Genomic DNA, 11,669 nt, shown 5'->3' on the forward strand with positions numbered 1-11,669 from the left:
TCCAGCATCTGGCCGGGATGAAGGACTCGAAGGTGATCGTGGCGATCAACAAGGACGAGGAAGCGCCGATCTTCAGCGTGGCCGACTACGGCATCGTCGGCGACCTGTTCACGGTGGTGCCGGAGCTCGCCGATGCGCTCTGAGATCGACACCTTCCCGCGGCCACCGCAAGCCGGCACGCGCGACGAGGCGGGCGCGGCGGCCGTGCCGGCGCAATCCTACCTGTTCGTGCCCGGCAATCGTCCCGAGCGTTTCGAGCGCGCGCTGGCCAGCGGTGCGGACGCGGTGATCGTCGATCTGGAGGACGCCGTGGAGCCCGCCGCCAAGCAGGCCGCGCGCGAGCAACTGGCCGGCTGGGTGTCGCGCGGCCGGCCCGTGCTGGTGCGCATCAACGCTCGCGGCACGCCCTGGTTCGAGCAGGATGCCCAGCTCGGCGCGCTGGACGGCGTGGCCGGCATCGTGCTGCCGAAGGCGGAAACGGCGCAGGACGTGACGGCCACGATCGCGCTGGCGCGGCGGCGCGTGCCGGTCTACCCGCTCGTGGAGAGCGCGCTGGGCATGTGGAATGCCATCGAGATCGCGCGGGCGCCGTATGTCAGGCGCCTGATGTTCGGCACGCTCGATTTCATTGCCGAGATGGGCATGAGCGACGACGGCGTGCCGCTCAATCCGTATCGCGCGCAACTCGCGCTGGTGTCGCGCGTGGCCGGCATCGAGCCGCCCGTGGACGGCGTGACGCCCGACGTGCACGACCTGGCGCGCATCGAGCGCGATGCGGCGAACGGCAAGCTGCATGGCTTCGGCGCCAAGCTCTGCATTCATCCGAAGCAGATCGAGGCGGTGCATCGCTGCTACCGGCCCGCCGAGCAGGAGATCGACTGGGCGCGGCGCGTGATCGAGGCGGCGCGCGAGGCCGGCGGCGCCGCCGTGATGCTCGACGGCCGGATGGTGGATCGGCCGGTGGTGCTGCGTGCCGAACGGATCCTCGCGCTGCACGCGGCGACGGCAGTTTCGGCGAGCGGGTCGTCGGCCTGATCGCGGGTTGCCGGCGAGCTCGTGAGCGGCTCGCCGGCACCCGGGCCATCGACGATGGATGGCCTGGGAGTACGACCCGGCCGGCGAGGTATAGTGGCGCTTTCCCTCGTCGGAAATCATCCCCATGCTGACCTATGCCATTCAAAAAACCGGCTACGATTACGCGCAGCTGGACTCACAAGGCAATACGGATTTCGACGGATTCCTCGAGGCACTCGAGCGCTTCCCCTGGAGCGAGCAACTGGCGCGCTGGAACGAGGTGCAGGACGGGCCGCTGCCGGCCATGGTGCTGAGCAACGAGGCGGACCGGCGCGAGCTGTGGATCAGCGCGCTGGGCGCCGGGCTGGCCGACAGCTTCCAGCTCAATGCGGTGGCGATGCGGGAGAAGAAAGCCTTGTTCGGCCTGGGCAAGCCGAAGCTGGATCGCGAGGTCACGAGCTTCGAGGTCTATGCGCGGGCCGATGTCGATCGGCTGTGCCGATTGTTTTGCAATGCACAATATGCCGACCTGGATCGGGAAGTGGCGAAGCTCGCCGAACTCGATCGTGAAGCGGATGACGATCGCTAGCCGGGCGGATCCGGCATGATTCGAAACGAGGACGGCCCGACATCGCGTCGGGCCGTCCTTTTTCCAAGCTCGTGCGCTCAGCGCCCGTCCGCGGCGCCGGCCACCGCCGCGGCCTGCGCGGCACTGCCATCCGCCGCGTCGCCCGGCGCGATGTCCTCCAGCGCTTGCCGGCTGGTCTCGACGCGCAGCACCACGATCGCCACGCACAGCACCACCAGCACCAGGCTGACCATCGAGATCACGCCCGACACGCCGAAGCGCTGATAGAGCAGCAGGGCGAGGTAGGGCGTCACGATCGAGGAGGCGCGCCCGGCAGTGCCCGCAACGCCGGTGCCGCGCAAGCGCACCTCGGTGGGGAACAGCTCGGGGATATAGCCGAACAGCCCGAGCGTGGTGATCGTGTAGAGCGCGCTGACCAGCCCGAAGCCGACCACCACGATCGCGGTGGCGTCGCGCAGCGTCACGTAGATCCAGCCCAGCGCGATGCTGATCAGCGAAGCCACCACGATGCTGCGCGCGCGGCCCCAGCGGTCGGCCACCACGTAGCCGATCAGGCCGCCCACCGGCGAGCCGATCGACATGAAGAACACGAAGCCGAGCGATTTCACCACCGACAGGCCCTCGGCGACGAAGAAGGTCGGCAGCCAGGCGACGAAGCCGTACAGGCCGACGTTGACGCCGATCGCGGTGAGCGCGGCCACCAGCAGGCGAGCGCGCATGTCCGGCGCGAACAGCCGCGAGATCGGCACCTTGCCGACGTTCAGGCTGACGGCGCGCTCGACCGGCGGCAGCTCGCCATGTTGCGCGCGCACCTGTTGCTCGATCGAGGCCAGCGTCGCCTCGGCCTCGTCGAGCCGGCCGACCGATTCGAGCCAGCGCGGCGATTCCGGCATGCGCTTGCGCAGGAACCAGACCACCAGCGCACCGATGCCGGCCAGCGCGAACATGTAGCGCCAGCCGAGGTGGGGGATGATCCAGTAGCCGGCCGCGAGCGCCGCGAACAGGCCGCTGTTGGTGATCACGGCCAGCAATGAGACCCACTTGCCGCGCGTGGCCGGCGGCACGAATTCGGCCAGCGTGCCGGCCGCCACCACCAGTTCCGCGCCCAGGCCGATGCCCATCACCAGGCGCAACACGATCAGCCATTCGATGTTCGGCGCGAAGCAGGCCGCCAGCGAGGCGAGCCCGAACACGGCCAGGTTGAGCTGGTACGAATAGCGCCGGCCGAGCCGGTCGCCCAGGTAGCCGGCCGCGAAGGCGCCGATCATCATGCCGATGAAGGTCGAGGACACGAAGATCGCGCCGTGGCGCAGGTCGGTGAAGCCTTCCTTGACCATCGAGGCCACCGCGCCGTTGGCGAGGTAGATGTCGAAGGCGTCGAGGAAGGCGCCGCCGGCGATCAGGCCGAGGATCTTCCAGTGAAAGCGCGATATCGGCAGGCGGTCGAGCCGGCCGGCGGCGTTGATGGTGCGGGTCATCGAGGGTGTCTCCGTTGTTGCGCCCCGGCTCGCCGGGGCGGGCGGGGCGTCGTCTTGTCGTTGATTGGTGATGCGTTCGCTGGATCGGACGGGCGCCGTCGCTAGACGGCGCCCGAGCCATGCAGCCGTGCGATGCCCGCCGCGTCGTAGCCGAGCTCGGCGAGGATCGCGTCGGTGTGTTCGCCGAGCGCCGGCACCGGGTCCATGCGCGGCGCGTCGGCGGCGCTCAGGCCCGGCGGCAGCAGTGCCGGGATCTCGCCGGCCGGCGTGCCGACCATCGTCCAGCGCTGGCGCGCGGCGAGCTGCGCGTGCTGCCAGACCGCCTGCATGTCGTTCATCTGCGCATTGGCGATGCGCGCCGTGTCGAGCCGGTCGAGCACCTCGCGCGCACTCAGCGGCGCGAAGGCCTGCTCGATCAGCGCGCTCAGTTCGGCGCGATTCGCCACGCGCCGGCTGTTCGAGCTGAAGCGCGCGTCCTCGGCCAGCGCGGGCTGGCGGATCACGCTCTCGCAGAAGCTCTGCCATTCGCGCTCGTTCTGCAGCCCGAGGATCACCGTGTTGCCGTCGCCGGCGCGGAACGGTCCATAGGGAAAGATCGTCGCGTGCGAGGCGCCGGCGCGCTGCGGCGGGCTCTGGCCGTCGAAGGCGTAGTAGAGCGGATAGCTCATCCATTCCACCGTGCTCTCCAGCATCGACACGTCGATGTGTCGTCCGCGGCCGGTCCGGCCGCGCGCGAGCAGCGCCGCGAGGATGTTCGAGTAGGCGTACATGCCGGCGGCGATGTCGGACACCGAGCAGCCGGCCTTGGCGGGCTGCTCCGGCGAGCCCGTCACCGACAGGAAGCCGGCCTCGCTCTGGATCAGCAGGTCGTAGGCCTTGCGGTCGCGATAGGGGCCGTCCAGGCCGTAGCCGGAGATATCGCAGACGATCAGGCCGGGGTAGCGCTCGCCCAGGCTCGCGTAGTCGAGCCCGAGCCGCTGCGTGGCGCCGGGCGCGAGGTTCTGCACGAACACGTCGGCCTCGGCCAGCAGCCGGTGCACCACCTCGATCGCTTCGGGCTGCTTGACGTCGAGCGTCAGGCTTTCCTTGGAGCGATTGGTCCAGACGAAGTGCGAGGCCAGGCCCTTGACGCGCTCGTCGTAGCCGCGCGCGAAATCGCCGACGCCGGGCCGCTCGATCTTGATCACGCGCGCGCCGAGATCGGCGAGCTGGCGCGTGCAGAACGGCGCGGCGATCGCATGCTCGAAGGTGACGACGCGAATGCCTTTCAGTGGCAGCATGACAGGCTCTCCCTCAGAACGAGCGCGGCAGGCCGAGCATGTGCTCGGCCACGTAGGACAGGATCAGGTTGGTCGAGATCGGCGCGACCTGGTAGAGCCGCGTCTCGCGGAACTTGCGCTCGACGTCGTATTCGCAGGCGAAACCGAAGCCGCCATGGAATTGCAGGCAGGCATTGGCGGCCTCCCAGGAGGCGTCGGCGGCCAGCAGCTTGGCCATGTTGGCCTGGGCGCCGCAAGGCGCGTGGGCGTCGAAGCGGCGGGCGGCCTCGAAGCGCATCAGGCTGGCGGCCTCGACGTTGATGTAGGAGCGCGCGATCGGGAACTGCACGCCCTGGTTCTGGCCGATCGGGCGGCCGAACACCACGCGGTCCTTGGCGTATTGCGAGACCTTGTCGACGAACCAGTAGCCGTCGCCGATGCACTCGGCCGCGATCAGGGTGCGCTCCGCGTTCAGGCCGTCGAGGATGTAGCGGAAGCCCTGGCCTTCCTCGCCGATCAGGTTCTCGGCGGGGATCTCGAGATTGTCGAAGAACAGCTCGTTGGTCTCGTGGTTGACCATGTTCGGGATCGGCTGCACCGTCATGCCCCGGCCGATCGCCTCGTGCAGGTCGACGATGAAGATCGACATGCCCTCGCTCTTCTTGCTGACCTCGGCCAGCGGCGTGGTGCGCGCCAGCAGGATCATCAGGTCCGAATGCTGGACGCGCGAGATCCACACCTTCTGGCCGTTCACCACGTAGCGGTCGCCGCGGCGCACGGCGGTGGTCTTGATCTTCGTGGTATCGGTGCCGGTGGTGGGCTCGGTCACGCCCATCGACTGCAGGCGCAGCTCGCCCGAGGCGATCTTCGGCAGGTAGCGGTCCTTCTGCGCGGCCGAGCCGTGGCGCAGCAGGGTGCCCATGTTGTACATCTGGCCGTGGCAGGCACCCGAGTTGCCGCCGTTGCGGTTGATCTCCTCCATGATCACCGAGGCTTCGGTCAGGCCGAGCCCGGAGCCGCCGTATTCCTGCGGGATCAGGGCGGCCAGCCAGCCGGCCTTGGTCAGCGCGTCGACGAATTCGGCGGGGTAGGCGCGTGCCTCGTCGATCTTGCGGAAGTACTCGGCGGGAAACTGGCCGCACAAGTCGCGGATGGCGTCGCGGATGTCCTGGAAGGCGTCGGTGGTGGCGTTCATCGATTGAGTGAGTTCTTGAGGGCGGAAAACAGGCTGGGGATTTCGATGCGAGGCGCCGCTCAGGCGAGCGTCGCGCTGGCCGACATGGTCAGCCAGCCCTCGTGGTCCCTGGCCCAGAGTTCGAGCGTGAGGCCGTCCTCGGCGCGGCGCCCGCAGACGGTGAAGGGCTGGCCGGCGAAGGTCGGGCGCAGCGCCTTGTAGCGGTACTCGCGCACCACGGCATCGGGCGCGAAGCGGGCCGCCGCGTCAAGCAGCAGGGTGGCGATCAGCGGGCCGTGCACGACCAGGTCGGGATAAGCCTCGACGCCGCGCGCGTAGTCGCGGTCGTAGTGGATCCGGTGGCCGTTGAAGGTCAGCGCCGAGTAGCGGAACAGCAGCGCTTCGGAGGGCGAAATACTGCGCTCCCAGTCGGCGTTCCCGGGCGCGGCGAGCGGCGCCGGCATCGGCTGCGCCTCGCCGGGGCGCGCGGCCTCGCGATAGACGATGTCCTGTTCCTCGCGGATTGCCGGCGCGGCGCTGCCGGCCACGCGGATCTCATGCAGCACCGTGACGAAGGCCAGGTGCCCGCTGCGGCCCGATTTCCGCTCGATCGACAGCACCCGCGATTCGCGCGAGGCCTCGGCGCCGATCGGCAGCGGCGCGGCGAACCGGAGCCGCCCGCCGGCCGCCATCCGGCGCGGCAGGCCGAGATCGGGCAGGAAACCGCCGGTGGCGGCATGGCCGTCCGCGCCCAACGCGGCTTGCGGCGCGACCGACCAGAAATAGAGCCAGTGCCAGAGCGGCGGCAGCGGATCGCCAGGGGCGGGGCGCGTGTCGAGATCGAGCGTGGCCGCCAGCGCGGCGGCCGGCGCGGCCGCGATGCGATCGCTGGCGGTCTGGATGGGGTGATCGGCGGCGTTCGGCGTGGCGCAATGATCGGGTGACATCGTGGGTCGTCTCCTGCTGGGCTTCTGCCGGGACGCGACGAGCGCATCCGGCTTCGAATGCAAGGACTGTAGAAGAATGCGGCGGGCACCGGAAATACCGATTGAATGTGCCGGGCATAGGGGTATCCTATGACCGCTTCCGCCTCCCGCATCGCACCATGGACATCCGCCAGCTTCGCTACTTCGTCAACATCGTCGACTACGGCAGCCTCGGCAAGGCCGCCGAGATGCTCTACGTGGCGCAGCCCTCGCTGAGCCAGCAGATCGCCAAACTGGAAGACGACCTGGGCGTGCAGTTGCTGGTCAGGAGTCCGCAAGGCGTGAAGCCGACCGCCGCCGGGCAGGCGCTCTATCGGCATGGCCGGCTGGTGCTGCACCAGATGGAGCAGTTGCGGCAGGAGGTGCGCGAGGGCGTGGGTGCCGAATCCGGCACGGTCGCGATCGGCTTTCCCACCACCATGTCGGCGATCCTCGCGATGCCGGTGTTCGAACGCGTGCGCGCGCGTTATCCCGGCATCCGGCTGCAGTTCTTCGAGAGCATGAGCGGCTACTTGAACGAGCTGCTCGCCAACGGCCGGCTCGACCTGGCGATCCTGTTCCGCGATACCAATACGCCGGGCATCTCCACCGTGCCGCTGTTCGACGAGGAGCTGTGCCTGATGGGCGAGCCCGAAGGCATGTCGGCGCGCGCGCGCAACTGCACGCTGGCTTCGCTGGCCGGCGTGCCGATGGTGGCGCCCGGCGCCTCGAACGGGCTGCGCGTGCTGCTCGAGCGGACCTTCGCGCGCGAGCAGGTGCCGCTCAACATCATCGCCGAGGTCGATTCGCTGCCGACCCTGCTGGCGATCGCCCAATCGGGCGCGGCCTGCACCATCCTGCCCTCCGTGTCGGTGGCTTCGCGCGCGGCGGCCGACCGCCCCAAAATGCGCCGCATCGTCGACCCGATGATCCGCCGGCCCGGCAGCTTGTGCTGGCCGAATGCGCTGCCGGTCAGCTCGGCCTCGCTGGCGGTGCGCCATGTGATCGGCGAGCTGGTGGTCGAGTTGTGCGAGAGCGGGCGGTGGACCGGGATCGAGCTGCGCGAGCCGCCGGCGCGCCCGGCCGCGGTTTGAGCTTGCTGGTGGCGCTGCCCGGGGCCCTGACGAGACGTGGCCGGCCCTGTTGCTAGAATGGCGCCACACGATAACGACCCGCCCGCCACCGTATGCCATCTTCCCGACCCGCCGCCGCCGGCACTGAGCCGGACAGCGGGCGCCGCACGCCCGAAGCGTTGCTGGCGGATATCTCGGCGCAATTCGCCTCGCTCAGCAAGCAACTGAAACTGATCGCCCGCCATGTCGAGGCGCATCCGGGACGCGTCGGCCTGCAGGGCGTGCAGGAAGTGGCCGACGATTGCGGCGTGCAGCCCTCCGCGGTGGTGCGCTTCGCCAAGCATTTCGGCTTCTCGGGTTTCTCCGAGATGCAGCGCCTGTTCCGCGACGCGATGGTGCGGCGCGTGGCGCCCGACCTGAGCTACCAGTCGCGGATTCGCGGCATCATCGAGCGCGGCGGGCGTCGCAAGACCAGCGAACTCGCCGGCGAATTCCTCGAGGACAGCATCGCCGGCATGCAGCAACTGGCGGCCTCGCTCGACGCGGCCGCCTTCGATCGTGCCGTCGACCTGCTGGCCGCCACCGATGCGATCTGGCTGGCCGGCGTGCGCCGCTCGTTCCCGGTGGTGGCCTACCTCGACTACGCGCTGCAGCACACCGGCAAGCGCATCCAGCTCGTCTCCGGGCTCGGCGGCATGCAGGCGGGGCAGTTGCGTTCGCTGCGCGAGGGCGACGTGCTGTTGGCCGTGTCGTTCGCGCCGTATGCGCAGGAGACGCAGAAGATCGTCGAGGACGCCTTGCAGCGCGGCGCGAAGCTGATCGCGATCACCGACAGCCGGCTCAACGCGCTGGCCAGCGGCGCCGACGTGGCCCTGCTGCTGCAGGAATCAGATACCTTCGGCTTCCGCTCGCTGACCAGCACCATGGGGCTCGCGCAGAGCCTGTTCATCGCGCTGGCTTACCGGCTCGAACTCGCCTACGAACCGGCTTCGGCGGTTCAGAAGAATTGATCGGGAGCGATGGACCCGAGACGAATCGGCCGGCTCAAATCAGAATAAATTACACGGCACGATTTATAACTTTCAATTGTTTCGGTATTAATTGCGAGTAGTCGGATCGATTATCCGATCCGGAAACGTTAACTCGTGTGTGCCGGGCCGAGACGACGCGCCAATGCCGATTCGCCCGGTTACAATCGTCAGTCGATTGAGCAGACGCTTTCCGAGAGCGCTGAAATAAGAAGAAGGGCGAACCACCATGAACGTGCAGGATATCGCGGGGGCGATGCAGGCCGGCGTGATTCAACAGGACCGGCTCGTAAAACTCGATACACCGCTTGGGGCTGACAAACTGGTCGTGCAACGCGTGATCGGGCGTTCGACGCTCGGGCGCGATTACGGCTTTACGCTGGACGTGGTGTCGTCGGACGACGATATCGCCTTGAAGAGCCTGATCGCGCAATCGGTCACGCTGTGGATCCAGCAGGCCGACGCGAGTTACCGACCGATCCAGGGACACGTGTTCACCGCGCGCCGGCTCGGTGCCGACGGCGGCCTCACCACGTATCAGCTGGGCGTGCGCGCCTGGCTGCACATGTTGCATTTCCGGCGCGACCAGAAGATCTGGATCGACAAGAGCGCCGACGCGATCGTCACCGATATCTTCAACACCCATCCCGAGGCGCAGGGCCGGTTTCGCTTCGCGCTCTCGCAGCCGCTCGCTAACCGCTCCTACACGCGGCAGAGCGAGACCGACTGGAACTTCGTGCATCGCCTGTTCGAGAACGAAGGCCTTTACGGCTACTGGGAGCAGGGTGCCGACGGCAAGTCGCACACGCTGGTGGTGACCGATACGATCACCTCGCTGCCCGAACTGGCGCCGAAGGCCGTCAACTTCGCGCGCCTCGCGACCGGCGCCGAAACCGATGCGCTGACGCAATGGTCGGGTACGCGGACCCTGCAGAGCGCGACCCTGACCACGCGCAGCTTCGACTACAAGAATCCCGCCGCGCCCGCCAATCCCAAGGGCACGCTGACGCCGACCATGGGCAACCAGGGCGCGCTGCCCGATCAGCTCGAAGTCTACGAATACACGGGCGCCTATACCTTCGGCGACCAGCAGCATGGCGACAGGCTCTCGCAGATCCGCATGGAGGAATGGGAGTCGCGCGCCAAGCGCTTCCACGGCGGCGGTGCCGCTCGTGCGATCGATGCGGGGCGCCGCTTCACGCTGGCCAATCATCCTGTGCATGACGGCGATCCCGCCTCGCAACGCGAGTTCGCCACCATCGAGGTGGCCTGGTGGATCGAGAACAACACGCCGGTGACGGGCGCGGCGCATTTCCCGCACAGCCTCGAGGCCGAACTCGCGCAGGTGCGCGCGGCCGAGCGCGGCGCGGCGGGGCAGCTCGCGCATGCCGACGGCTCGGTCGGTTTCTTCCGCGTCGAGGTCGAGGCGCAGCGCACCAACGTGCCGTATCGCAGCCCGCTCGAACATCGCAAGCCCGAGATGCACCTGGAGACCGCGATCGTGGTCGGACCTGATGGTGAGGAGGTCTACACCGACGAGCTGAACCGGATCCGCGTGCAGTTCGTCTGGGATCGCGTGAATCCCGCCGACCAGGGTGCCTCGACCTGGGTGCGCGTGGTGCAGTCCGATACCGGCGGCGGTTATGGCGGCGTGCATCCGCCGCGCATCGGCGAGGAAGTGCTGATCGACCACATCGGCGGCGATTGCGACCGGCCGCTGGCCGTGGCGCGCGTCTACAACGGCCAGGCCACGCCGCAATGGCACAGCAACGGCATCCTGTCGGGATACCGCTCGAAGGAGTATTCGGGCAGCGGCTACAACCAGATGGTGCTGGACGACGCGACCGGCCAGAACCGCGTGCAACTGATGAGCAGCAGCGCCAACAGCCTGCTGCACCTGGGCTACCTGATCGACCATGGCGGCAACTCGCGCGGTGCCTATCTCGGCAGCGGTTTCGACCTGCGCACCGACGATTACGGCGCGGTGCGCGCGAGCCAGGGCCTGTATGTCAGCACGCATCCGAAGGGCAGCAGCAGCCAGCCGCTCGATGTGCAGGAGACGCAGCAGCAACTGGTGAGCGCCGAGAGCCTGGTCGAATCGCTGTCGGAGGCGAGCGTCCAGCACCAGGCCGAGAGCCTGCAGGACGGGCACGACGCGATGCGCGAGCTGACCGATGCCACGCAGAACAGCGTGAGCGGCGCCGGCGCCTCGGGCGGCAACACCGCCGGCGGCGGCACCGGCAATGCCAACGCGTTCAAGCAGCCGGTGATGGTGTTCGGCAGCCCGGCCGGCATCGGCCTGTCCTCGCAGCAATCCGCGCATCTGGCCGCAACCCGGCATGTCAACCTGGTGAGCGGCCAGAGCACCCACGTGGTGGCCGGCAAGTCGCTGATCGCGAGCATCGGCGAGAAGCTGAGCCTGTTCGTGCAGAACGCCGGCATGAAGCTGTTCGCGGCCAAGGGCAAGGTGGAGATCCAGGCGCAGGACGACAACGTCGAGTTGACCGCGCAGAAGACCGTCAAGATCCTGTCGGCCACCGACAGGATCGAGCTGGCCGCCGACCAGGGAATCCTGCTGACCAGCGGCGGCGGCTATATCCGCATCGCGGGCGGCAACATCGAGATCCATACGCCTGGCAAGGTCGATGTGAAGGGAGCTTCGCACGTCTTCGCCGGGCCGGCCAGCATGGGTTATCCGCTGCCCTCGGCGCGGCCCGACCAGCCTGGGCAGCTCGAGCTGCTGCATCAATATGCGAACGGCTCGGCCGTGAAGGGCGGTTTGTTCTCCGTGCTCGATGCGAATGGCGGCGTGCTGCGCCAGGGCGCGCTCGATGCGAGCGGCAAGGCGGTGGTCAGCGGGCTGCCGCCGGGTGTGGTGCAGGTGGTGTTCGGCAAGGACCCGCGTTCGCAGGGCGACAAGGCCAGCGAGTTCACGCTGCCGACCTGGCCGTCGGCCGAGGATGCCTCGGCGGCCGGCGCGAGCGCCACCGCGCAATCGCAGCTCGGTTCGTTGCTGCCTTCGGCGAGTTCGATGGCGTCCCTGGCATCGGTCGCGAAGGCGGCCGGGTCGGTGGCGGGGGCGGCCGGCG

Annotated in this window: 9 protein-coding genes and 1 pseudogene; 6 read left to right on the forward strand and 4 right to left on the reverse strand. The window is 68.5% G+C overall.

Going from position 1 to position 11,669, the window contains the following annotated elements; genetic code table 11:
• The 3 genes and pseudogenes from F3J18_RS32085 to F3J18_RS32095 all read left to right on the forward strand — a co-directional run.
• Positions 1–143, forward strand: a pseudogene (locus F3J18_RS32085) (electron transfer flavoprotein subunit alpha/FixB family protein); the annotation flags it as partial.
• A complete protein-coding gene (locus F3J18_RS32090; protein WP_025102302.1) occupies positions 133–1,035 on the forward strand; it encodes a CoA ester lyase in 903 nt (300 codons plus the stop codon). The pseudogene F3J18_RS32085 and the gene F3J18_RS32090, both read left to right, overlap by 11 nt.
• Before the next feature lie 124 nt (positions 1,036–1,159).
• Entirely contained in the window at positions 1,160–1,603 is a 444-nt protein-coding gene (locus F3J18_RS32095; protein ID WP_166916127.1) for a hypothetical protein, read from the forward strand.
• 77 nt (positions 1,604–1,680) lie between these two features.
• Here the strand turns inward: F3J18_RS32095 and F3J18_RS32100 are convergent, their stop codons facing one another.
• The 4 genes from F3J18_RS32100 to F3J18_RS32115 form a co-directional block, all read right to left on the reverse strand.
• A complete protein-coding gene (locus tag F3J18_RS32100; protein WP_025102300.1) occupies positions 1,681–3,081 on the reverse strand; it encodes an MFS transporter in 1,401 nt (466 codons plus the stop codon).
• A 101-nt stretch (positions 3,082–3,182) separates the two neighbouring features.
• On the reverse strand, positions 3,183–4,361 hold the full coding sequence (locus tag F3J18_RS32105; protein ID WP_166916129.1) for a CaiB/BaiF CoA-transferase family protein: 1,179 nt from the start codon (positions 4,359–4,361) through the stop codon (positions 3,183–3,185).
• A gap of 13 nt (positions 4,362–4,374) precedes the next feature.
• On the reverse strand, positions 4,375–5,535 hold the full coding sequence (locus F3J18_RS32110) for an acyl-CoA dehydrogenase family protein (protein WP_166916131.1): 1,161 nt from the start codon (positions 5,533–5,535) through the stop codon (positions 4,375–4,377).
• A 59-nt stretch (positions 5,536–5,594) separates the two neighbouring features.
• The gene (locus tag F3J18_RS32115; RefSeq protein WP_166916133.1) at positions 5,595–6,461 is read right to left on the reverse strand and encodes an acyl-CoA dehydrogenase; all 867 of its coding nucleotides are present in this window, start codon (positions 6,459–6,461) and stop codon (positions 5,595–5,597) included.
• A 158-nt stretch (positions 6,462–6,619) separates the two neighbouring features.
• Here F3J18_RS32115 and F3J18_RS32120 point away from each other — a divergent pair, with 158 nt between their 5' ends.
• From F3J18_RS32120 to F3J18_RS32130, 3 genes are all read left to right on the forward strand, one after another.
• Positions 6,620–7,573: a LysR substrate-binding domain-containing protein gene (locus tag F3J18_RS32120; protein ID WP_166916134.1), complete on the forward strand. Its 954-nt coding sequence runs from the start codon at positions 6,620–6,622 to the stop codon at positions 7,571–7,573.
• Between the two features lie 92 nt (positions 7,574–7,665).
• Positions 7,666–8,562, forward strand: coding sequence for a MurR/RpiR family transcriptional regulator (locus tag F3J18_RS32125; protein WP_166916136.1), 897 nt, complete (start codon positions 7,666–7,668; stop codon positions 8,560–8,562).
• A 247-nt stretch (positions 8,563–8,809) separates the two neighbouring features.
• Positions 8,810–11,669: type VI secretion system Vgr family protein (locus F3J18_RS32130; RefSeq protein WP_166916138.1), on the forward strand; the 2,860-nt coding region annotated here is incomplete at its 3' end.

Source organism: Burkholderia sp. Ax-1720 (assembly GCF_011753035.1).
Lineage (GTDB): Bacteria > Pseudomonadota > Gammaproteobacteria > Burkholderiales > Burkholderiaceae > Burkholderia > Burkholderia gladioli.

What these genes read in the sequence shown, in the direction of transcription:
- F3J18_RS32090 (WP_025102302.1), top strand. Translation starts at nt 133, where the DNA reads ATGCGCTCTGAGATCGACACCTTCCCGCGGCCACCGCAAGCCGGCACG.
- F3J18_RS32095 (WP_166916127.1), top strand. Translation starts at nt 1,160, where the DNA reads ATGCTGACCTATGCCATTCAAAAAACCGGCTACGATTACGCGCAGCTG.
- F3J18_RS32100 (WP_025102300.1), bottom strand. Translation starts at nt 3,081, where the DNA reads ATGACCCGCACCATCAACGCCGCCGGCCGGCTCGACCGCCTGCCGATA.
- F3J18_RS32105 (WP_166916129.1), bottom strand. Translation starts at nt 4,361, where the DNA reads ATGCTGCCACTGAAAGGCATTCGCGTCGTCACCTTCGAGCATGCGATC.
- F3J18_RS32110 (WP_166916131.1), bottom strand. Translation starts at nt 5,535, where the DNA reads ATGAACGCCACCACCGACGCCTTCCAGGACATCCGCGACGCCATCCGC.
- F3J18_RS32115 (WP_166916133.1), bottom strand. Translation starts at nt 6,461, where the DNA reads ATGTCACCCGATCATTGCGCCACGCCGAACGCCGCCGATCACCCCATC.
- F3J18_RS32120 (WP_166916134.1), top strand. Translation starts at nt 6,620, where the DNA reads ATGGACATCCGCCAGCTTCGCTACTTCGTCAACATCGTCGACTACGGC.
- F3J18_RS32125 (WP_166916136.1), top strand. Translation starts at nt 7,666, where the DNA reads ATGCCATCTTCCCGACCCGCCGCCGCCGGCACTGAGCCGGACAGCGGG.